This window comes from Catenulispora acidiphila DSM 44928, assembly GCF_000024025.1.
Classification (GTDB): domain Bacteria; phylum Actinomycetota; class Actinomycetes; order Streptomycetales; family Catenulisporaceae; genus Catenulispora; species Catenulispora acidiphila.
Window position 1 is genome coordinate 580,794 of the sequence record NC_013131.1, and the last position, 23,168, is coordinate 603,961.

Annotated in this window: 14 protein-coding genes; 10 read left to right on the plus strand and 4 right to left on the minus strand. The window is 68.8% G+C overall.

Annotated features, from left to right (window positions below):
- Positions 1-29 precede the first annotated feature (29 nt).
- Positions 30-152: a hypothetical protein gene (locus CACI_RS53415; RefSeq protein WP_263053460.1), complete on the plus strand. Its 123-nt coding sequence runs from the start codon at positions 30-32 to the stop codon at positions 150-152.
- A gap of 744 nt (positions 153-896) precedes the next feature.
- Complete coding sequence (locus CACI_RS51955) at positions 897-1,028, plus strand: hypothetical protein (RefSeq protein WP_395994320.1); 132 nt, start codon at positions 897-899, stop codon at positions 1,026-1,028.
- A 267-nt stretch (positions 1,029-1,295) separates the two neighbouring features.
- On the opposite strand, the gene CACI_RS02495 is transcribed toward CACI_RS51955, so the two are convergent.
- Positions 1,296-5,483, minus strand: a complete 4,188-nt coding sequence (locus tag CACI_RS02495; RefSeq protein ID WP_190276714.1) for a cell wall-binding repeat-containing protein — start codon at positions 5,481-5,483, stop codon at positions 1,296-1,298.
- 302 nt (positions 5,484-5,785) lie between these two features.
- Here CACI_RS02495 and CACI_RS02500 point away from each other — a divergent pair, with 302 nt between their 5' ends.
- Entirely contained in the window at positions 5,786-7,132 is a 1,347-nt protein-coding gene (locus CACI_RS02500; RefSeq protein WP_012784748.1) for a cell wall-binding repeat-containing protein, read from the plus strand.
- 26 nt (positions 7,133-7,158) lie between these two features.
- Positions 7,159-8,961 (plus strand): cell wall-binding repeat-containing protein, encoded by a 1,803-nt coding sequence (locus CACI_RS02505; RefSeq protein WP_012784749.1) that lies wholly within the window; start codon positions 7,159-7,161, stop codon positions 8,959-8,961.
- 766 nt (positions 8,962-9,727) lie between these two features.
- On the opposite strand, the gene CACI_RS02510 is transcribed toward CACI_RS02505, so the two are convergent.
- The gene (locus tag CACI_RS02510) at positions 9,728-10,246 is read right to left on the minus strand and encodes a transposase (protein ID WP_083795482.1); all 519 of its coding nucleotides are present in this window, start codon (positions 10,244-10,246) and stop codon (positions 9,728-9,730) included.
- 272 nt (positions 10,247-10,518) lie between these two features.
- On the opposite strand from CACI_RS02510, the gene CACI_RS44920 reads away from it, so the two are divergent.
- Positions 10,519-12,342 (plus strand): RyR domain-containing protein, encoded by a 1,824-nt coding sequence (locus CACI_RS44920; RefSeq protein ID WP_012784750.1) that lies wholly within the window; start codon positions 10,519-10,521, stop codon positions 12,340-12,342.
- A 23-nt stretch (positions 12,343-12,365) separates the two neighbouring features.
- Here the strand turns inward: CACI_RS44920 and CACI_RS02520 are convergent, their stop codons facing one another.
- A complete protein-coding gene (locus CACI_RS02520; protein ID WP_223297434.1) occupies positions 12,366-12,824 on the minus strand; it encodes a hypothetical protein in 459 nt (152 codons plus the stop codon).
- 249 nt (positions 12,825-13,073) lie between these two features.
- On the opposite strand from CACI_RS02520, the gene fxsA reads away from it, so the two are divergent.
- From fxsA to fxsT, 5 genes are all read left to right on the plus strand, one after another.
- On the plus strand, positions 13,074-13,247 hold the full coding sequence (fxsA, locus tag CACI_RS54025; protein WP_012784752.1) for an FxSxx-COOH cyclophane-containing RiPP peptide: 174 nt from the start codon (positions 13,074-13,076) through the stop codon (positions 13,245-13,247).
- 28 nt (positions 13,248-13,275) lie between these two features.
- Complete coding sequence (locus CACI_RS02525; RefSeq protein ID WP_012784753.1) at positions 13,276-15,723, plus strand: FxsB family cyclophane-forming radical SAM/SPASM peptide maturase; 2,448 nt, start codon at positions 13,276-13,278, stop codon at positions 15,721-15,723.
- A complete protein-coding gene (locus CACI_RS02530) occupies positions 15,716-16,567 on the plus strand; it encodes an aminoglycoside N(3)-acetyltransferase (protein WP_012784754.1) in 852 nt (283 codons plus the stop codon). Before CACI_RS02525 ends, CACI_RS02530 begins: the two co-directional genes overlap by 8 nt.
- Before the next feature lie 120 nt (positions 16,568-16,687).
- Positions 16,688-18,052: a TIR-like protein FxsC gene (locus CACI_RS02535; RefSeq protein WP_012784755.1), complete on the plus strand. Its 1,365-nt coding sequence runs from the start codon at positions 16,688-16,690 to the stop codon at positions 18,050-18,052.
- Between the two features lie 22 nt (positions 18,053-18,074).
- A complete protein-coding gene (fxsT, locus tag CACI_RS02540; RefSeq protein ID WP_012784756.1) occupies positions 18,075-22,019 on the plus strand; it encodes an FxSxx-COOH system tetratricopeptide repeat protein in 3,945 nt (1,314 codons plus the stop codon).
- A 66-nt stretch (positions 22,020-22,085) separates the two neighbouring features.
- Here fxsT and CACI_RS02545 read toward each other — a convergent pair whose 3' ends face one another.
- On the minus strand, positions 22,086-22,961 hold the full coding sequence (locus tag CACI_RS02545; protein ID WP_012784757.1) for an alpha/beta fold hydrolase: 876 nt from the start codon (positions 22,959-22,961) through the stop codon (positions 22,086-22,088).
- Positions 22,962-23,168 lie beyond the last annotated feature (207 nt).

The following is a 23,168-nucleotide window of genomic DNA, read 5'->3' on the forward strand; positions in this document are numbered from 1 at the left end:
GCCTACAGGTTCGAGCGAAAGGGCCGACTGTGGCCGAGTTCTGGAAGACGGTCCGGGAAGCGATCGCTGACGACCGCAAGACCATAGGGCTGATCGCTGTCTTGGTGGTTATCGGGGTAACCGGCCTGATGGCCGGCAAGGTTCCCTGGTGAAAGCGCTGCCCCGCAGGCTGACCAGCATGCAAGACGTTATCGGCAGGCGCGGTCTTGCGCGAGCGGCAGAACGCAGGCTGACCTGCGTGGATGGGGTATTCGGTCGGGCAGCCCGAGGGAGTTTCACCCTCGGGCTGCCCGACCGAGTTTCTGACCAGCACAGCCATCGCCGCCGCGACCGGGGAGCCGGAGTCGAGTGTGTCGAACCCACCGCTATCCACGCTCATCCTGGCCCGGGCCCTTCACGAATCCGCCGACGTCGCTCATGGGTACATCGGTACCGAGCATCTTCTCCTGGCCGCGGCCTGCGCGCCCGTCGACGTCCTGGTCGGGTAGGGCGTCAGCTCACACCGGCTGAGGGAGGCAGTGGACCGGTGGCGTGGCCGCGTCATGGAGCCGGCACTATCTGAGCACGCCGTGATCCCGCCTGACCTCTTGTCCGACCCCGAACCCAGCGACGTCGGAACTCCGCGTACCTGAGCAACCCGCGGAGCGAACCGAGATAACGGCGTCGGCCGCGGGCGTATCGCCGTCCCGCGCCGGTGGTCCGAGGTCATCGACCTGAGGTTCCTGCCTTGCTCAGTGCGCATGAAGGGATTCGAACCCCTAACCTTCTGATTCGCGGAATCGTCAGGTCACGTATATAAGGCTCCTCGCGCTGCGTCCAACCCTTCACGCCCGCCAATCCTGGGCCAAGTCAGCGATGACACGTTCTGCCAGCGAGTGTCTGGACGTCACGCGCTCATGGAGTCGACGATCGGCTTGTACGAGACCGAGCTGATCAAGCGCCGCGGTCCCTGGCGCACCCTGACCGACGTCGAGATCGCCACCGCCGAGTGGATCGAGTGGGTACAACAACCGCCGCCTACACGGTGAGATAGGACACATCCCACCTGTCGAATACGAAGCAGAGTTCTACCTCACGCACGCAAAACCGCAGTAGGAACCCCAACCTAGAGTCTGGACAAGATCCGGAGCGGTTCACTGAGCCAGGTCGAAGAAGTAGTCCACGCCTTTGACGGTCACGGTGGTCGCAGCGGCGTCGACTCCGGCGACCACCAGGTAGCGGGCGAGGGGCGACAGCAGCATGTCCTGCCGCCCCTCCTGGGGTTGAGGCTTTGCCGAGCTGGCGAGGCTCGCGAGTCAGGACCGAGCCCCGACTGTTTTGACAATCGCGTCGTACGTAGGCCCGGACACGGCCAGCGGGCCGCCGAAAACCTCGATCGTGGACAGCCCGCCGTGCCAGCCTGTGAGGAGAGCGCCGGTGGAGGCCGTCAGCCTGGTCGGGTCGGTCAGCACGAGCGCGCCGCCAGCGTTGGCGATGAAGGCGCCTCCGGTGAGGGCATCCGGGAAAGCGGTGCCGGATGCGACGCCGACCGTCGCCGGAGTGTGGCCCAGGATCTGGGCGACACGGGTCGCGACGTCGGTCGCGGTGACGTAGCGATCGGAGCCGGCCAGGCTGCGGTCGACCGTTCGCCCTGCGGCGAGGCCGGCCACTGCGTGCTGGGCCTGGACGCCGACCGGGTCGATCGCCGGGTGCCGCGCGACGAACGCAGCAGTGGCTGCGTCGAGGACCGTGTCGTCGGACAGGACGATCGGCGCGCCCTCCGCGGCGCCCAAAGACCCCGCCGACAGCGCGTCCGGGAAGTTGCGCCCGGTGGCGACGATGACGTGATCGGTGGGCCCGAAGGCCGAAGCGATCTGCAACGCCGTGGAGAAGCGACTGTCACCGCCGTAACGGACGACTTTGTATCCGGCGTCGCGCAGACCCTTCTCGATCGAGGGCGCCACCGCACCAGCTCCGCCGAGGATGTAGACAGTCTTGCCGGAGTGCGGACCACCGAGGACCCGGTCGATCTCGCTGCGGGTCTCGGAGTCCAGCGCCGACGGATCGGTGAGCAGCAACGGGCCGTGGACGTGCGCGGCGAACGGCACGCCGGCGAGCGCGTCGGGCGCGGCATCACCACGCGCCAGCACGACTGCGCTTGCCTTGCCCGCGGCCCACTGGTGCTGGGAGACCATCAGACCGGTTGCGTAACGCGTGCCGCCGCCGAGCCGCTGCACCGTGGGCTGGCCGGTACCGGGGTTCGGAACCGGTGCGGGGGTGGGGGTCGGCGGCGGTGTGGGCGTGGGCGTGGGAGTCGGGGTACCACCGCCGGGAGCCTGCGGCTGGTATTCGACGGCACCCATATCTCCGTAGGCGATCGGGCCGAGGCCGGTGTTCGGGGTCGTGGAGTCATCGACGCGGGGGTTGCCCAGAAGGTCCTTGTCCGGATAGCCGGTCGCGGACGAGTCCGCTGCGTCGATCGTCGGACTGCCGGGCCTGGGAGCGCCGTTCGCATCGAGCATCGGCCAGGCCACGGTGTCGTGCGCGCTCTGGCCCGTGGCGGTGGTGAAGGCTGCGAGTTGGGCCGGGGTCGTCACGGCATATTCGGTATCGCCCCACTGATATCCGGGTCCATACAACGGAAACCAGACGTCATTGTGGTCGAGCGTCGTCCCGGCGGTCGAGCCCGCGTAGATGTCGACGCCGTACATGCCGATACTGCCGTCGTTAGGCGATCCGCAGTCGAAGGTGTTGTCCGGGATCGCGAAAACGTTGTCACGAATCGACGTCCCGGTCACATTCCCGTTCCCGCCGACGGCGAGTTCCCGGCCCGCGGTCTGCATCACGGTGTTGGCGGTGACCGCGACATTGTTCGCATCGACACTGATGCCCACGTTGCTGCAGGTCGCCATGTTCCCGGCCACCACGGTGCCGTCGGCGCCGGAGCTGATCGCGATGTCGCGGGACTCCGGGTTCGAGACCCGGTTGCCGACGACGGTGCTGTTCGGCGCGGCGTCCTGGATCATCGTGTAGTAGACGACGTTCCTGGTGGCACGGACGGTGTTCCCTTGGATAGCCGCCCGGAGCGAGCCGGAATCCACGACGATGCCTTGGATGTCGCCGGCGTTCACGGTGTTGTCGACGATGGCGCTGTCGGTGACGTTCGTGAACTGGACGCCCTCGTAGGTGGAAGCGCCGAACACGCCGTCGTCGTTGATCGTGTTCCCGGAGATCTCGACGTTCTGCGAGTTGCCGACCAGAACACCGTTGGAGCCCTTCGTGTCCATGACGAATCCATGGACGGTCACATCGTGGACGCCACTGAGCGTGAACGCCGTGCCCATATAGGCGGCATTAGAGGGCGATACCAGATCTACGGTGCCTGAGGTCGTGTAAGTGATCGGGTCCCCAGGCGTGCCGGAGCGGGTGATGTCCACCCCCGACGCATAGGTCCCCGCCGACACCAGAACCGTGTCGCCGGGGTTGGTGAGCGCCGCGGCCGCCGCGATAGTGCAGAACGGCTTGCTGGCGCTGCCCGAGCCAGCCGCGTCCGAGCAGTTGGCTCCGGCGGCGTTGTTCACGTGGATCGTGTTGGGAGACGGCTTAGGCGTCGAAGTCTGACCGGTACTCGCATCGTAGGTCGCCTGCATCGAGTTCGACAGGCTGTCGGTGTCCTGGACCGTGACCGTGATCGGGAACTTGTCCGCGGTGCTGTAGATGTGCGTGGCGCTCGTGGCGCTCGTCGGTCCGGTGGAGGTGCCGTCACCGAAGTGGTACGTGAATGATTGGATCGGTGTGGTGCCGTGCAGCGACTTGATCGCGTTGACGGTCACCGACTTGGGATTCGCCCGGTCGCCAGCCACCGTGAAATACGCGGTCGGCGCGACGACCGTGTCCGTGGCCGGGACGGTGAAGGTGTAGCGGGTTGTCAACGACGGGCTCGCACCGACGACCTGGACGTCGATCCAGTGCGGCCCCGCGGTGGTCGCGGTGTAGGGAATCATCAGCGACCCCGAGGCATCGGCGAGGAGTTGCTGCGCCACGCCGCCGTCGACCGAGAACTGGATGGGGTTGCGCGCGCCGCTGTGGTCGGCGACGTGGAAGTATCCGGCGCGCCCGACCCCGAAGTAGCCACCGGTCGCCGGGAAGTCGACCGAGTCGACGGTCGGAGCCGGGGCCGCGGGGACGGGTGCGGTCGGTGCCGCACAGGCCACAGCGGGGCTGGTCGTTCCCTGGAACTCGAAGGCGCCGCGGTCGTCGTAGCTACGGGATCCGGCTCCGGTGTCGCAGACCCCGGAGTCGTCGTGCCGGGTGTTGCCGGCCAGGTCGGTGGCCTGCTCCCCGGCCGCAGCCGAGTCTGCCGAGTCGACGGCGGGCGATCCCGCCCGCAAGGTGCCGTCCGCGTTGAGCAGCGGGGCCGCGTTGATCTCGGCCGTACCGCCGTGCCCGAGCGCCGCCAGGTGGGCACCGTCTGGGACGATCGTCGTCCCGATCTCGTAAGGCCGGCCCTGTGCCAGGCTCACCACATTGCGGTCGACGAAGGTCGTGGCCCAGGCGGCCTGATCGACCGTGATCCCGATTTGGGACGCCGTGGCGGCCGCGCTGTGCGGCAACGTGGTCCCGGTGGCGATGATGTTGTTCTCGACATGGGTCTGCGGCGGCGACGGCGGCGTGTACGGGATCGGCGTCGGTGAATGGATCTCGACCTGGTTGCCGCCGTTGTCGGCGATGGTGTTGCCGGTGATGGTGGCACCCCAGTTCGCTGCCGAGATCCCGCCGCCGGCGTTGCCGTAGACCAGGTTTCCGGCGATGGTCACTTGCGCGTCCCACATCGAGGAACTCTTGTTGGTGCCGGCGAGGATCCCGAAGGTGGAGCTTCCCGACACCGTGTTGTGGGTGACGGTTGTGCTGCCCATGTCGGCCCAGATGCTGCCGCCGACAACGGTGTTGTGGTCGACGAGCGTGGGCGTCGGCTCGGAGATGCCGCCCATTGCGCCCTCCACCGACAGGGGGGCGTTCGTGAAGGTGTTACCTGTCACCTCCATCGCCTCTCCGTCGTACATGGCCAGGCCGGACCCGTCGAAGAAGTTGTTCCTTACCTGGAACCGCGCCGACTCCTCGTCGACCCAGAGACCGCCGCCGAAGTGGAAACCCTGGATGACGATGTCGTGCACGGTCTGGTCGAATCGCAGCCCGTACGCGGCGTCGTATTGGCCGGGCGAGTTCACGTTGCCCATCGTGAACGTACCCTGCGCTGCCTGGTAGGTGATGGGATGACCAGGCGTGCCGGAAGTCTGGATGTTCATCATCGGCTCGGAGTAGTGCCCCGTCCCCGGCTCGATCAGCACGGTGTCGTCAGGCGCCGCGCTCTTCGCGGCGGCGTTGATCGTGCAGAACGGCTGATCCTGCGTTCCGGACCCGGTGTCGGAGCAGGCGGCGCTACCGTTGTCGACATAGATGGTCGTCGGGGCGGCCGCGTGCGCCGGCGCGGAAGCCACCCCCACGGACACGCCCAACGCAGAAAGAGCAGCGAGTGTGACGCGACGCGCGCGCATGGCGACTGACCCCCGGGAAGAAGATATTGAAGAGCAACGCCACAGCTTCGCGGTACGTGATCACGCCGCACATCGTCTGATCAACGCATCTGTGCTACGCAGGCAATGAATCTCAGCTCTGTAAAACCGACCGGTAACGGTCGGGCGTTGACTCACGTATCTGGTGCCGTCAGAATCCCTACGCCCTCACCTTCATGGACAGGGCCGGACCGCGACGTTTTTCGTGGCGCTGCCTTATGGCATGGGGAGAAATGAGTCGTTCCATTGGCTTCGGCCTTGCGCTCGTCGCCGTGCTCGGCACTGGTCTGGGGCCGATCGCTCCGGTGCATGCGGATCCCGCCGCGTCACCCGCGAAGCTGTCGCATGTAAGCCCTCTGTTCCAGCCCTCTCTGACGGTCACAGCGCAGAACGACCACGGCCTGATCGCTGTCACGATGCCCGCAGCCGGCGGCCAATACTCGCTGTCCATGGGCGACGGCACCACGTTGCGCGGCGCCGACAACCAGCCCGAGATCTATTACACCTACCAGGCGAGCGGCCGGTATCTGGTTCAGCTGGCCGACACCGACGCCGGGGGGTCGACGGGTACGGCCGCCGTCTGGGTGGACGTGACTGTCGCGACCGCACCGCCGCTGGCTCACGCCGTGGCCCGGATTTCCGGAGGGGACCGCTACGCGACCGCGATCGCGGTGTCGCGGACGGCGTGGACCGGCGGCTCGGCCAAGGCCGTGGTGCTGGCCCGGGGTGATAAGTACCCTGACGCACTGTCCGGCGTCCCGCTGGCCGCCCATGTCGGCGGTCCGCTGCTGCTGACCGATCCCACGGTGCTGGACACCGCGACCCGCGCCGAGATCGACCGCGTCCTCGGGGGCCCGGCGTCCGGCCGGACGGTATACATCCTCGGAGGCACGGCGGCGATTTCGCCGGGGGTGGAAAAAGGTCTGGTCTCTGCCGGCTATCACGTCGTCCGCTACTCCGGCGCGGACCGGGCCGGAACCGCTCTGGCCGTCGCGCAGCAGGCTTTCACCTCCGCGCCCGGCGCCTTGATCGCCACCGACACCGACTTCGCCGACGCGCTGGCGGCCGGCCCGCTGGCGGCGGCACTCGGCGAACCGATCCTGCTCACCGGCCAGTGGACGATCAGCGACGGTGCCTGGAACTGGCTCCAGCAGCATCCGCGGGTCGGGACGGTCGGCGAACCGGCCCTCGCGGTGATCAGCGAGCGCGCCATGCACGGTTGGGGCAACATCCGCGCCAACGACGGCTTCCAGGGTCCGGACCGCTACACCACCGCGCTCGCCGTCGCGCACGCCATGATCGACCAGACATCCGGCTCGCTGCCGCCGGGCCGGTCCACCGGGGTGTGCTTCGCCTCGGGCGAGACCTTTCCCGATGCCCTGTCGGGCGGCGCGCTTTGCGCTCTGCAGAACAGGCCGATGCTGTTGCTTCCGGCGACCGGCGGCGAGGGCGATGTGCTGGCTGCCCTGGACCACTGGAACGGCGCGCTTTCCCAGGCCGAACTGTTCGGCGGCCCGGCGGCGCTGTCGCAGACCGCCGAAGACCAGGTCGCGCAAGCGCTCAGCTTCACTGAAAACTGACGAGATCCACACATGGGGGAACCCCGATGACCCGCATCCGTCTGGCCGCTCCGCTGATCTTGAGTTCGGCCGCATTAATCAGCGCTCTGATGCCGCCGCTGACCGCCTCCGCCGCCGGGACCGCGTCGACGCCCTGCGCCCCCGCGCCGGTCACCGGCACGCCCACCGGCCCGCTGACCGCCGCGGTGCAATCCGACGACTTCCCGTCGCTTTCCGGCGGCCTGCCCCCGACGCACGGCCCGAACCAGCCGGGCGTCTTCCACCTGTCCGGCTCCGGCGGGGTCTCGCCGATCGTGTGCTTCCAGTACAGCGTCCCGGAGACCGGCGTCAGCAACGCCACGATCAGCGCCGACGCCTCCGGCCGCGCCAACCTGACATTGGCGCTGCCGTATGCGGGCCTGGCGTCGGTCACGGTCAGCGCCGTCGACGCGGCCGGGAACGTCTCGGCACCGGTGACCTACTCGTTCAACGTCCTGTCCGCGGTCCCGACGAAATTGTCCGCGCAGATCGAGATCGGCGGATCGTCCGACGGCACGGTCACCGGGGTGGTCACCGCCTCCGGTCCGAATCCGGTCCTGAACTATCACGTCGACTTCGGCGACGGGACCACGGTCAACCAGGCCTCGCCGGCCTTCCGACACGTCTACCGCTCCACCTGGTGGTACCAGATCGTGGTCACGGTGACCGACTCCTCGGGAGCGACGACCACCGCCACGGCGCTCAACGTCCGCACGACGGTTCCGAGCACGATGCAGCGGGTCTCCGGGACCACCCGCTACGACACGAGCACCGCGGTGTCGCGGCGGTTGTGGGCCGACGCAGCCGACGACCAGACCGACCGACTCGCCGCGCACACGGTCGTCCTGGCCAGCGGCGCCACCTTCCCCGACGCGCTGGCCGGAATACCGCTGGCTTCGTACAAGCAGGGTCCGTTGCTGCTGACCGAACCGCAGCAGCTGACCGACACCACGCGTCAGGAGATCCACCGTGTCCTCCCGAAGGGCGGCACTGTGTACGTGCTCGGCGGTCAGAACGCAGTCTCCCCGGACGTGGCAGCGACGCTGTCCGGCGACGGGTACCACGTGATCCGCTATGGCGGGAAGACGCGCTATGAGACCGCGCTGATCATCGCCAAGCAGGGCTTGGACAACCCCGCGCACGTCGTCATCGCCACCGGCACCGACTACCCGGACGCCCTGGCCGCCGGGCCGGCAGCCACCGGGCGGCTGTCCTCAGGCGGCAAACCGGCCGCGATCCTGCTGAGCGACGGCGCCACTTTCAACGACGCGGCCACCGCGGCGTACATCCGCAGCAAGCTGGTGCGCTACCAGACCGGCATGCCGAACGTGACGGCGATCGGCTGGTCGTCGACGCTGGCCGGGCTGGCGATGATCGGCGTGCCGGACTACATCATCGACTCAACGATCAAGCCGGGCACCCCGGCCAAGTCCGGCGGCGACAGCTGGGGCACGGACATCGGGACCCTCTACTTCATCGCCGGAGCCGACCGCTATACGACCGCCGAGGGCGTCGCCATCGAGGACACCGGCCCGGACTGCTGTGCTCCGGACGACCCGTTCGTCGGCTACGCGTCGGGCAACGGCTTCGCCGACGCGTTGACCGGAGGAGCGGCATTGGCGACACTGCACGGTCGGCTGTTCCTCACAGCTCCGAACTATGTGCCGACCGCGACGACCGCGATTTTCCCGGGACCGCCCGACCAGGTGAAGGGCACCACCTACACCGGGACCGTCTTCGGCGGCACTCAGGCCGTTTCGCAAGGAGTCGAGGATCGGCTGGCTCAGGTGCTGGAGGCCAAGGAGCAGTGACCCGCCGCGGGTGCGTCGGAGTCCTGTGTTGTCACTCGAGGTGACCCAACTACAGGAAATTCAGCGTGACCGGGACGACGTGGCACACCGCGAGCTTCGGTGGCACGCTCCCTTGCCCCGGGGCATGTTCGAAAAACGCGGTCCTGGAGAAAACCAGATGGCTCGATTGGGCCTGTGAACTGCGTCTTAGTTGGAGGGGATCATCTGTCGGCGGCGGCCGGTCTGATCCGTAGCCGTGGCAATACCCTTATATAGGACTCGTGTTTAAGGCTGCCCTAGATTGCGCAGTGTCAAACTCTCCAAGCATGCCAATCCCTTGCAGAGTCGGATGTGCGCGTCCGTCTCTTCCGCAGCAGCCTCCGCCACAGTGTTCGGGTCGGCCAGCGGAGTGACATCTGGGTATGTCGGGTCTGCAAGCTTGCGGGAATCGGCGCGCTCGAACGGCTGCAGACCGATGCCATCGGTGGTGTCGGGGATGGCGGCGAGAGTGACGGCGATGTGCAGCAGGTTGACGTACCCAAGGCCGACAGCTCGAGGCTGCGTGTATCAGTGCGGTCGGGTGTGGAGGACAGCAGCAGCTCCAGGACTCTGGCAAGAAAGACGTCGTTGACGCTCTGGGCCCCGACGAACGGGCTGTGGTGCCGAACTCCTGACGACAGCGTGGTCATGTGATCCCGGATCCGCTGCTTAACGGACTGAATCAAGCCGTGGGCGGTCAACTCAGTGTTATTGAACCCCACAGGACTCTGTTGCTTGATGTGATGGTTTATCGGTGTTGTTGTGCGGTGAGTGCTAGTTCGAGGTGTGCGTAGTGGGTGGTTCTGGTGGGGCCGAGGGGGGTTCCGGTCCACCATGCGTCTAGTCGGCACAGGTCGATGGCGGTTGCGATCAGGACCTGTTCCAGTCGGACCTTGGGTAGGCCGCGGTAGCGGGTGTGTCGGGCGTCGCAGTGGCGCACGGCTTGGGAGATTGTCGCCTCGATGCCGGCCCGGATGTTGTAGCGGGTTTTCCATTCGGCGCTGTCCTGCTCGGCGCGGCGGCGGACAAGCGTCTCTTGCTGCTCGCGCGGGTGCAGTGTGAGGCCTCGGTAGCGGGCGGTGGTGCAGGCGGTCTTGGCTGGGCAGGTGTGGCAGCCGACGCCGTAGAAGTCGAGCGTTGGTTGGGCACTGGCCGCCGCGAACCACTGCACCCCGTGCCCGAATCGATCACCGGAAGCGCTGACGCCGTTGACCTGGAGGTGCGGAGACGCGCCCGACTTGGGGGCATCATGAACGAGCACTAGCATGCAGCCTGACCTGCTCAGATGAAGTTATCACCACCCACAGGCTCCGCGGCGGTGGCGCGCGAGCGCACCGACGCGATCGACTGCGGCGGGTGGCAGACCGAGGTCCGACGTTCTCGCGGATGACCTGCACTGGGACCAGGTTCCTGGTCGTGTACCGGCTCGTCGCATACGAGCAGGGCGAAGAGGTGTTCGCTCGGAGCTGGACGACCTCGGTACCCAGAGATAACGTCTAGTTACGCAGAGGTCTGATATCGGGTCGAGGGAGGGCGCCCATGGCAGACCGGCTCCGCTATCAGCTGCCGGCCCGGCCCACCACCACGCTCCGCTGGGTTTTCTTCGTACTCGCGGTCGTCAGCCTGGTGTTCGGCTACGTCGGCCTGCATGCCTACATCCTGCAGCAGAAACCCCATCCGCAGTACAGCCATGCGCCAGGCGACCTCATCTACTTCGACATCGAGCTCTTCCTTGTGCAGTCCACGCCGATCGCGGCCGGCGGTCCGTACCCGTTCCTGCTGGCGGTGGCCCGTTTCTCGGCGCCACTGGTGAGCGCTTACACGATCGTGGAGATCGCGCTTGGGCTGTCGGCGCATCGGATCCACGGGGTCCGGATGCGGCGGTATCGCGGACACGCCGTGGTCTGTGGCTCGTCGCGGACGGCGACCGTGCTCGCCGAGCGGCTTCGGCGGGACCGCCGCCGGGTGGTGACCATCGAGCCTGGCACCGACGATCGACGGCGCGCCGACGTGGTCATCGGCGACCCGGCGCTGCCAGCCCGGCTGCGCGAGGCGGGTGTCGAGCGCGCGGCAGTGGTCTACAGCTGCCTGGACGACAGCCACCGCAACGTCGAGGTGGCTGGGACGATCGAGCGGATCCGGGCCCACACGGACCGCCCGGGACGTGCAGACCGACCCGGACACGTGGGACGTCCGGGACGACGCGGCCCGGTGCGAGTGCACGCGATGGTGAAGGACCTCGACCTGTGTCTGGCCCTGAAAGCGCGCCACTGGAGCACCGCCGGCGGCGACGGTCCGTACGTCGATTTCTACAACCCCGACGAGTTGGCCGCGCAGGACGTCGTCCGCTCTGACGACCGGCTGTTCACCCACGATCCACCCCGCGTGGCCATCGCCGGCACCGGAGCCTTCGGCCGGGCGGTACTGGTGGAACTGGGCAGGCAGTGGCTGGTCCGCCGCAAGCAGTCGTCGGCATCACTGCAGGTGAAGGTGATCGGGGAGCAGGCACTCAAGGAGGTCGCCGCCGTCGCGGCCCGCTACTCGTTCCTCGACGAGGTCTGCATGGTGCAGACCCGCACGGGGACTCCGGCGGAGTTCCTGACCGAGCTCACCCGCCTCGACACGCCCCGCCTGCACCGCCTCTACCTCTGCCAGGAGGACGAAGGCCAGGCCCTCGGCACCGCGCTCGCCGCCGTCGCGCACCTGTCGTCCGCATTGGAGGTGATCGTGGTGCGGCTGGACCGGATGTCCGGCATGGCCCGCGCCTTCGACCACGGCACCGGGGCCGGAGCTCTGTTCGACGGCCTGGACGGCCGGCTCCGCATCGTCGACGTCGCCCAGGTCGGCGGCGACCCGGCCGTCATCGGCTTCGACTTGGCCGAGGCCTTGGCGAGGACCAGCCACCAGCGCTACTTGCTGGAACGGCTGGCCAGCGGCAAGCCGCTGGGCAGCGCGCCGGCCATGACCCCGTGGGAGACCCTGGACGAGGACCTGCGGGCGGCATCCCGGGCGCTGGCCGGCGACGTCGGCCGCAAGGCGGCCGCCCTGGGCGGCCTGCTGGTCCCCCGGAGCGCCTCCGGCCAGGACTTCGCCTTCCAACCCGGCGAGATCGAGGCACTGGCCCGCCGCGAGCACGACCGCTGGCAGGCCGAGCGGACCGGCCGCGGCTGGCGCTACGGACCGCGCCGGGACCCCGTCGCGAAAAGGCATCCGGACCTGAACTCTTGGGCGCAGCTGCCGGAGTCGGAGCGGGAGCGCGACCGGGAGGTGGTTCGGGCCATGCCCTCGGTGCTGGCCGAGGTCGGGCTGGCGATCGTGCGGGTCGGGCCATCGGAGTTCACGGCCGAGGAACTCGCGGCGTGAGTCCGTGGCCCTGACAGAAGACGTCACCCGCGCTCGGCTCCCTCCGGCCAGATCACCGTCACCGGGATGCCGCACGCCAGGGCGGTCAGCACGACATCCATCGTCCCGCCCACCGGCCCGTCGAGCCCGCCGTCCCAGACCGCCACCAGTTCGTCGATGGATGCCAGCAGTAGCCGGTTGGCCTCCGCGTAGGCTTCGGCGGCGGCGCGGGCGGCGGGCATCTGATGTACGGCGGCCGCGCGGTCCAGCATCGCGGAGAAAACCGGCTCGTGGTCCGGAGTGACCTGTGATTGCCGATAGTCCACCGAGGGAATGATGACCTCCAGGCGCCCCCCTAGCTCAATCAGCGCTTGGGCAAAGAGGCTGTCCGCCCCGCGCGCCATGCAACTGACGCCGATCAGTTCGCCTGGAACCCCGCAGGCAAGCAGGTGCCGTCGTAACGCGGCCACGACCGCGCGCTCGGTCGAGACGGTTAAATCCAAGTGTCCAGTGATCCCAAGTCGCACACTTCCCCCCACATCGTGCCGATGCCCGGATAATATGTAGGGAAAACCGCCACTGCAGGTCAGTAGCTCGTTCGGCGGAACTGGCCTTTGATTAATTGAACAGTGACGATCCTCTGTATAAGGTAGTGCCCCACACGACCGGTGCCCACAGGTAAGTTGGATCATCCGTGTGATCAAATAGGCGGGCGGGATGTTCGTATCCCCCTTGACAGGCTGGGAGCCTTCATGTTGCACCCTAAGAACGATGCCAAGCCCGGCCAAGCAACAGCCGTGACCGATAGCCGCGACACGCCCCTGGGCCGAGTCTCCGAGAGCGCAGCGAGTACCTTGTTCCGAATTGTGCGGGCCTGTGACGAGCCGCTGACGCCGCCCGTGGCCGCGTTCGACGCCTCGCTGTAGCCCGCCTCGCCATCCCTGCGCCGCTGTCGTGTCCGAGCAGATCGTATTTCCCTTCCGGCAGTTCATCCTGAAGGTCCATAGCCGCTGTGACCTGGCATGTAACCACTGTTACATGTACGAGGGCGCAGACCAGTCCTGGCAGGCGCGGCCCAAGGTGATGAGCCTGGAGACCGCGGAGCGGATCGGCGGCCGGATCGCCGACCACGCCCGGCGCCACGGCGTGGATTCGGTCCGGCTGATCCTGCACGGCGGAGAGCCCCTGCTTGCGGGCACCGAGCAGCTCGAAGGTATTATCCTCCGCCTGCGTAAAGTGCTGGACGGGATCACCGCAGATATCCGCGTCCACACCAATGCCGTCCGGCTGGACGCGAGATTCCTTGATCTTTTCGTCAAGCATGACGTGCGGGTAGGTGTTTCCCTTGATGGCGACCGGCTTGCGAATGATCGCCACCGCCTCTACTCCGACGGCCGCACCAGCCATCCGCAAGTACGCGCAGCCTTGGCGCTTTTACGCCGCCCCGAGTATGAGCACCTCTATTCAGGGATCTTGTGCACCGTGGACATCGCCAATGATGCCATCGCGGTGTATGAGGCATTGCTGGCCGAGAAGCCGCCGCGCATCGGATTGCTCCTGCCGCACGCCACCTGGGATATTCCGCCGCCGCGGCCGCTGGACCCGGGTACCGGCGCCCCGAGCGCCACCGCTTATGCCGACTGGCTGATCACGATCTTCGACCGGTGGCGGGCCGACGGACGCCCGATGGGTATCCGCATCTTCGACTCGGTGTCGTCCACCTTGCACGGCGGACCGCCGCTTTCTGAAGCCTTGGGGCTGGCGCCGAGCGATCTCGTGGTGATCGAGACCGATGGCGAGATCGAGCAGCTGGACTCCCTCAAAGTCGCCTTCGACGGCGCGCCGAAAACCGGGCTCACCGTTGCCGACGACGATCTCGACCTGGCGCTGGCCCACCCTGGAATGCGGGCACGGCAGTCCGGACTGGCCGGGCTCTCCGAGCAGTGCCGGTCCTGCGAAGTGGTCGAGAGTTGCGGTGGCGGGCTGTTCCCACACCGGTACCAGAGCGATTCAGGCTTCGACAATCCTTCGGTCTACTGCGAGGATCTCAAGAAGCTGATCCTGCACATCGCGCAGAGCGACCGTCGCCGCGCCGACCACGGCCGCGACTCGGTGACCCGGCACCGCATCGCCGACGCCCAACTGGCCGAGCTGGCCTCGGGCTTCGGCGACGCGGCCGCCGTTACCGCGCTGATGGACGTCCAGGCCAGCATCGCCCGTGGTCTGCTGGCGACGGTCGCCGAGCAGCTGGCGATGCGTGAATCGCCGGCCCGCACGGCGTGGAACGCTCTGATCGAGCTCGACCGTGCACAGCCGACGGCGCTGGCCGCGGTGCTCGCCCAGCCCTACTTCCGGACCTGGGCGCACCGCGTCCTGAGCGCGGGAGTCCGGGATCACGACGCCCACCGCTTGAGCGCGCTCACCCTGGCGGTGGCGGTCCACGCCGGTAGTGAGCTGGAGCTCACGCTGCATGCCGAGCAGGGGGCGATCCACCTGCCCTGGCTGGGCACGCTCCGCGTCCCCGGCCCGAGTTCCTACGTCCGGGTGGCGACCACGGCACCGAACCGTCTGCTGATCGGTACCGGACCGGACCGGTTCGCCGTCACGCTCGACGACGAAACTCCTGCAGGTTTGTGGGAGCCCATCAGAACCCTGCACTCCGAAGGCTTCGCGATCCTGCTGGACGACGGCGACCCCGAACGTGACTGCTATGGCTGGCCGGCGACGTCCCGGCTGTCCGCCGCCGATCACGACCGCTGGCAGCAGTCGTTCGACGCGGCCTGGCGGTTGATCCTCGCCGATCACCCCGGCTACGCTCCCGGCCTAGCTGCCGGGCTGTCCACCGTCACGCCCTTGAGGCCGGCGCCTGCCGGCCGGGCGAAAAGCGCCACCGCACGACAAGCGCCCGGCGCAGTGGGCGCCGCGCTCCCGGACGCGCCCGAACTGCTCGCGCTCTTGCTGCTGCACGAGTTCCAGCATGTCAAACTCGGCGCGGTGCTCGACGCCTACGACCTCTACGACGAGTCCGACCGCCGGAGGTACTATGCGCCGTGGCGGGACGACGCGCGTCCCATCGAGGGACTGTTGCAGGGGACATACGCGCACCTCGCCGTCACCGACTTCTGGCGCGTCCAACGGCTGCGCGCTGTCGGCGAAGCGGCCGAGACGGCGGAAGTGAACTTCGCCAGGTGGCGGCTGCACACCGCCGAGGCGATCGAAGTCCTGGCCGCATCGGGCTCGCTCACCGAGCTCGGCCAGCAGTTTACCGACAGCATGCGGGCGACCGTCGCTCCATGGCTGGACGAGCCGGTCAGCTCGCAGGCAGGGCAGGCGGCCCGCAGCTCCGCCGAACGGCACCTTGCGGCCTATCTCCGCCGTGCCGGCCACGCTTCTGATGTCTGATTCCCTGGAAGCCACGCATCACGCGCCGATCGTGCGATCCCGACAGCAGCCGTGTTCCCGGCAGCAGCTCGCCGAGGACCTCGTCCGCCTCGGACTCCAGAGCGGCACGGACGCCCTTATCAACTCCTCGCTGCGGGCGATCGGCCCGGTGGACGGCGGAGCGGCCACGGTCCTCGCGGCCTTACGCGCGGTGCTCGGCCCCCGGGCGACCGTCGTCGTACCCTCGCAGACGCCCGCCAACTCCGCCACGTCCAGCGCGCACCGCGAGGCGGTGGCCGGCATGACGGCGGTGGAGATCGCCGGGTACCGGGAACGCTTTCCCCCCTTCGACCCGGCCCGCACCCCGTCAGCGGGCATGGGGGCGTTCGCCGAACACGTCCGGCTTCAGCCCGGAGCGTGCCGCAGCGGCCATCCGACGAGTTCGTTCGCCGCGCTCGGCCCGGCCGCCGAGCGCATCACGGCCCTGCATCCGCTGCACAGCCACCTCGGGCCCGAGTCGCCGCTGGGAGCGCTGGCCGAATCCGGGGCTCAGGTGCTGTTGCTGGGCGTGGGCTTCGCCAAGTGCACGGCGTTCCACCTGGCAGAGTACCGCGTGCGCCCCGAGACCCGGACGTACTCCAGCAAGCTGGCCGACCTCAGCCGGCCCGGAGGCGGCGGCCGCTGGATCGAGTACCGGGCGATCCGGCTCGACGCTTCCGACTTCGACCGGCTCGGCGCTGACCTGGCCGCCTCCCGGTCCTGGGTACGCAACGGCACGGTCGGCGCGGCGCCCTCGGCGTGCTTCCCCCTGGCCTCAGCGGTTCGGTTCGCGGAACAGTGGCTTTCGGAGCACCGACCCGGCTGACGGTACCCCTGTATCAGAATCCTCATTTAAAGCGCGGATCCGCTTCTCGCGCCTACCGTGCGCAGTTATAGTGAGCCTCTGAGTGCCCGTCAGGTCATCGACCAGCAGGGGAGTGCACGGATGAGCCCGTCGGGCCCCGGGGAAGCGGAATCGCCGCGGTACTCCGAATACGGCTCCTGCTTCTTCCTGAGCTACGCGCACACCCCGCGCGTCTTCGACGACGGCCCCGACCTCAACTACTGGGTCCGCCAGTTCTTCCGCGACCTGTGCAACGAGCTCGTGAGCTGCGATCCGACCACCTGGCATCGGCCGACCGGGCCGCCGGGCTTCATGGACGACGCCATCCCCGAGGGCGCCCTGTGGCGCCGGGTCCTGGCCCGGGAACTCGCCACCTGCCGCGTGTTCGTGCCCTTGTACCATCGCTCCTACTTCTCCAGCGTCAACTGTGGCAAGGAATGGGCGGTCTTCCGCGCCCGGCAGATGGCGCAATTGGCCCAGACCGGCGTGCCGAACGAGGCGATCCTGCCGGTGGTCTGGAAGCCGCCGCGATCGGAGGATCTGCCGGAGTTCGCCTCGGCGCTGCAGATGTCCCGGCTGAGCGTCAGCGACGCCTACTTCGAGCGCGGTCTGTACGAGCTGATCCGGCTGGACCGCGACCGTGAGTACACCAACGTCGTACTGCGGTTCGCCGAGTGGCTGGACGAGACGGCCCGCACCTGCGCACCGCCGCTCGGCCCGCTGGCCGACTACGAGCTGGTCCGGCCGTTGTTCCCGACCGACGACAGCGGGAAGGGCGCCGACCGCCGGTTCCGGATCACCGTCGCCGCCCCCGATGAGAAGAGCGCGCCCCCGGGCCGCAGCCGTGACTACTACGGGCCGCAGCCCGAGGACTGGCGCCCGTATTACCCCGACTCCACCGTGCCGTTGGCCCGGCGGGCCGAGGACGTGGCCCGCGGCCTGGGCTACACCCCGGTCGTCAGTGCCCTGACCCGCCACTCCCCGGAGATGCGGCCGCGTCCGAGAAACCCGGCGGCGGGCGCGGGAGCCATCCCGGACGCGCCAGGTGTGCTGCTCGTAGACCCGTGGATCGCGCACACCCCGGACTCCGGCAGCGTCGCCGAGGTCGACCGGTGCCACAAGGACTGGATCCGGGTGCTGGTGCCATGGAGCGGAACCGACCGGCAGACTGCCGAGCAGGCCGCCACATTGCGGTCGCTCCTGGAGGGTGTGATGCCGTGGAGCATGGAGGAGTGGCACCGTACGGCCTCGGCCGCCACCCGCGAGCTGGCGAGCGTCGCGGACTTCGGCCACGCGATGCCCGATGTGATGGAGCGCGCCTGGCGGCGCTATCTGCGGGCGGTCCGGCCGGCCGGGTCCGGCGGGCGCGAGTTCCCGTCGCGGCCACGCCTGCGGGACGGTCCTGACGCTGACGCTGACGCTGACGGGGACGCGGGAGCGAGCACAGACGACGGTACCGAGGACTGATGATCGCAGGAGGGGGATCGCGATGCCGGAGCGCGAAGGCCGGGTGTTGACCTTCTACTCGTACAAGGGCGGATGCGGCCGTACGATGGCGCTGGCGAATACTGCCTGGATCCTCGCCGCGAACGGCCGGAGAGTCGCGGTCATCGACTGGGACCTGGAATCTCCGGGACTGCACCGTTACTTCCCGGCCCCGGTCCTGGACCCGACCGCGCTCAATGGGAACCTCGGCGTGATCGACATGGTCCGCGACTTCGAGTGGGCCGCGAGCCGCGACGAGGTGCCGGACCCGGCACAGTGGTACATGGACAATGCCCGGATCCGGGATCTGGCCATCAGTCTGCGCTGGCCGTTCCCGGGCGGCGGTTGCATCCACTTCGTGTCCGCCGGCTTGCAGAACCGGGCGTACTCGGCCGCGGTGGGGAGTCTGGACTGGGACAGGTTCTACGCCGACCTCGGCGGCGGCCGGCTGTTCGACGCGATGCGCCGCGACATGATCGAGAACTACGACTACACGCTCATCGACAGCCGCACCGGCTTCAGCGACGTGGCCGACATCTGCACTATCCACCTGCCGGACGTGCTCGTCGACTGCTTCACCCTCAACAACCAGAGTATCGAAGGCGCCGCCAAGGTAGCGCGCTCGGTCCACGAGCACAATCGGCGGCGGGCCATCAGGATCCTGCCGGTACCGATGCGCGTGGACGACGGCGAGAAGGAGAAGGCCGACGCCGGGCGCGCCGCGGCCCGGGCCCGCTTCGAAGGCTTCCCGCAGGTCGACGACCCGGCCGACGCGGTCCGCTATTGGGGCGCCGTCGAAATCCCCTATCGGCCGTTCTACGCTTATGAGGAGACTCTCGCCGTCTTCGGCGACTCCCCGGGCCTGACCACCTCGCTGTTGGCCGCCTACGAGCGGCTTACCGGCGAGCTCACCGGCGGCACCGTCACCTCGCTCCCGCCGATCGACGACACGCGGCGGATCAGCATCCTCGACATCGTGACCCGCCGGCGCGAGACGGTGCCGGAGGAGGTCACCGTCGCCTACATCGCCGAGGACCGGATGTGGGCCGACTGGACCGCCGGGGTTCTGCGGCGCTCCGGGGTCGGTGCCTCGGTGCGGGTCCTGACGCCCGGCATCGTCACTCTGCCGGCCGACGGCCAGCGCCGCCGGGTGCTCGCGATCGCCTCGACGGACTTCGCCGGCTCCGGGCACGCCCTGGCGGCAGCCCGCACCCTGGCAGGCCCCGAGCAGCTGACGGCGGTCCTGGTGTCGGAGCCGCGGGCCGACGACCGGTTGGGCGGGCTGCCGTCGGTGGACCTGCACGGCCTGCCCGAGGGTCCGGCCACCGCCCGGCTGCTGCGCGCGCTCGGCAAGACCGATGCCGAGGCCGTCGTAAGCGGCGTCACGGGGGAACAGACCGGCGGCGCCCGTTTCCCGGCCGCCACCCCGCGGGTGTGGAGCGCACCCGGCCGCAACGCCACGTTCACCGGCCGCGACGCGATGCTGGAGAAGCTGCGCGACGGGATCGTCGGCAGCTCCTCGGCGGTGATCCTGCCGCTGGCACTGCACGGGCTCGGTGGTGTCGGCAAGACCCAGCTGGCCCTGGAGTACGCTCACCGCTTCAAGGCCGACTACGACCTGGTCTGGTGGATCGAGGCCGAGCAGCCGGACTTCATCGACACCTCGCTGGCCGACCTCGCGATCCGGCTGGGCCTGCGCGGCGGCGACAACGTCCCGGAGGCCGCCGAGGCGGCGCGCGAGGCGCTGCGCCGCGGCACGCCGTACAACCGCTGGCTCGTCGTGTACGACAACGCGTTGGAGCCGGAGGTGCTGACGCCGTATCTGCCGGACTTGCCCGGCGACGGGACCGGCCACATCCTGATCACCTCGCGCATCCAGTCCTGGTCGCGGGTGGCCAACTCGCTCGAGGTGGACGTCTTCACGCCGGAAGAGAGCGTCAGACACCTGACGCGCGCCGTGCCGGGCCTGGCGCAGGCCGACGCCGCGGCCATCGCCGAACTCGTCGACAACCTGCCCCTGGCCGTCGAGAGCGCGGCGTCCTGGCTGGCGACGACCGGCACGCCGGTGGCGACGTACCTGGAGTCGCTGGCCGAGGAGACGACGCGGGTGCTGTCGCTCGGCCGCCCCGAGACGTATCCGGTGTCGCTGGCCGTGACCTGGAACCTGGCTCTGCAACGCCTGCGCGAGCGGGAGCCGGCGGCGACCCGCCTGCTGGAGCTGGCGGCGTTCATGAACCCCGACGGCATCGCCATGGACTTGGTGCAGTCCGACGAGATGGTCATCGCCCTGCACCCGTTCAACGAGTTCGTGACCGAGCGCATGGTGATCGGGAACGTGGTGCGCGAGATCGTCGTGCTGTCCCTGATCAAGGTGGACCCGAACACCAACGCGCTGCGTATGCACCGCCTGGTGCAGGAGGCCGTTAAGGCGACGCTGGATGACGGGAGCGCCCAAGAGACCATCCACGAGGTGCACCGCATCCTGGCCGGCGCCCGGCCGCAGTTCGGCGACACCGACAACCCGGAGAACTGGCCGCGCTACCAGATCATCTGGCCGCACCTGTCGCCGTCACGCGCCATCGACTGCGAGGAGGAGCCGGTGCGCCAGCTCCTCATCGACCGCGTGCGCTTCCTGTGGAAGACCGGCGACTACGCACACGCTCTGGATTTCGGCCGCACCCTGGAGAAGCGCTGGGCCGAGCGGATCGAGGACTACGGCTCGGAGAGCACGGCCGGGCTCGCGCTCAACCGGCAGTTCCTCAACCTGCGTTGCCAGCTGGCCACGGTGCTGCGGCTGCGCGGCGAGTTCCGGTGGGCCTACGACCTGGACGTCGAGGTGCTGGCCGAGCAGCAGCGGGTGCTGCCGCCGCGCCACCCGCACACCCTGCTCACCGCGATCGGCCTGGCCGCGGACCTGCGCGGCCTGGGCCGGTTCGACGACGCGCTGGAGATGGACAAGGCCACCTACGCGGACCACAAGCAGGCCTTCTGGGAAGATCATCCGCGAGCCCTGCTGTCGGCCCACAACCTCGCGGTCTCCTACCGCCTGGTCGGCGACTTCGCCCAGGCCCGGGCGATCGATCAGGACACCCTGAACCGCCGCAAGGCGGTGCTCGGCGACCGGCACCCGGCGGCGCTGTTCTCGGCCGCGCACCTGGCGCGCGACCTGCGCGAGACCGGGCACTTCGAGGTCTCGGTCGAACTGCTGCGCTCGACCCTGGCCGACTACCGCGACGTGGTCGGCGAGAACGCCCCGGAAACCCTGCGCACCGCCAAGAGCCTCGCCGTCTCGCTGCGTAAGGCCGACCACCTGGAGGAGGCGCTGGCCCTGAGCCGCGACACGTACGAGCACTATCTCGCCGACTACGCGCCCCACAACCCGGATGTGCTGGCCTGCGCGGTAAACCTGGCCGCCGACTTCGCGGCCACCGGCGATGCCCGGTCCGCAGTCAAGATCATGGACGAGACGCTGCGGGCCTACCGCGAGAACCTGGGACGGGACCACCCCTACACCCTGGTCTCGCTGAACAACCTCGGCGCCTTCACCCGCCAGGCCGGGATACCCGACCGGGCCCGTAGGCACATCAAGGCGGCGCACGGCGGTTTCGACGCCTGGCTCGGGCCGGAGCACCCCTACACTCTGGCCGCCGCCGCGAACCTGACGAACAGTATGGTCGACGCCGGCGAACTCGAGGAGGCCGAGACCATGGAGCTCGCGGCGGCCGGGATCTTCGAAGCGACGCTGGGGGCGGACCACCCTGACACGCTCGCTGTCTCGGCCAACCGAGTGGCGACGCTGAAGGCGATGGCGCGCGAGGCCGAAGCCAACACGCTGCGGGCCGGGGTCATGGCCGCCCTGGAACGCACCCTCGGTGCGGAGCACGGCATCACGCGGGCCTTGGCCGAGGGGCGGCGGCTGGACTTCGATCTGGAACCGCAGCCGACCTGAGTCAGTGTTCTCTCAACACTGCTTGTCAGCCCTCCGGGGACGCGGCGAACACTGCAGGCTGGCCAGTCACGGCCGCTTGCCGTCGACCAGCCACGACAGCACCCGGGGCATCGCAGACAGGGCACCGAAGTGCGCCGCGTCGTCGACGATCACCGGATGGCTATCGGTGATGCGCTCGGCGAGCCATATCGTGTGCCGCACCGGGGCGTGCACGTCGCGCGCGCCGTGCCACAACAGTACCGGCACGTTGATTCTGGCCGGATCGAAGCCCCACGCGGCGACGAACGACAGCGCGTCGTCGATCCACCCCACCCCGGACCGCTTCACAGCCTCGGCGAAGTTGGACAACATCATGGTTCTGATTCCGATGTCGGCCATCACCTCCTGGTCGGACCGCGACAGCTCCCGGTCCCGATAAGGCAGATGCGCGGCCGGATCTCGCCGGATCAACGCTGCCTGCGCCTCGAACCGCGCCGCGATGGCCCGCGCCCCGGACTCGGCGGTCTGGTACGCGGCTACGTTCGAGGCGGTCATCCCGGCGTACCAGTCCAGCCCGCCGGCGTCCCGGGGCGCCAGCCCGACCAGCACCGCCGCGCACCGCACGCGGTCGCCGAGCAGACAGGCGCAGGCCAGGGCGTGCGGTCCGCCGCCGGACCGCCCGAGCACCGCGAAGCGGTCCAGCCCGAGCGCGTCGGCGATGGCAGCCACGTCCCCGGCCGCGTGCGCCACAGCCCGGGCGCCCAGCCGGTCGGACTCCCCGTACCCGGGCCGGTCGTATGCGATGAGCCGTACCCCCAGCCGGTACAGCACCGACTCGCGGGGACGCGGCCCGAACCGGCTGCCGGGCGTTCCATGCATCAGGAAGACGGCGGCACCGTCCGGTGCGCCCCACTCCTCCACGGCCAGTTTCCGGCCGTCCTGAGCCTGCACGATCCTCGTCACGCGGAACCCCCCTTGGCACCGACTTCCAAAGTAGGCGCATCAGCGGGCGGACGACAGGCCTCGATCCGGTCGCGAGGAAAGTGTTAACACACGGAGGGAATGCCGTTCTGCGGGCTTGTGCCGACCGAACCGCCCACGGTGAGGCCGGAGGGTTCGCTCCCCACGCTGTGGGATGGCGGTCGGCTTCGGTAGTCGGAGCCGAGGATG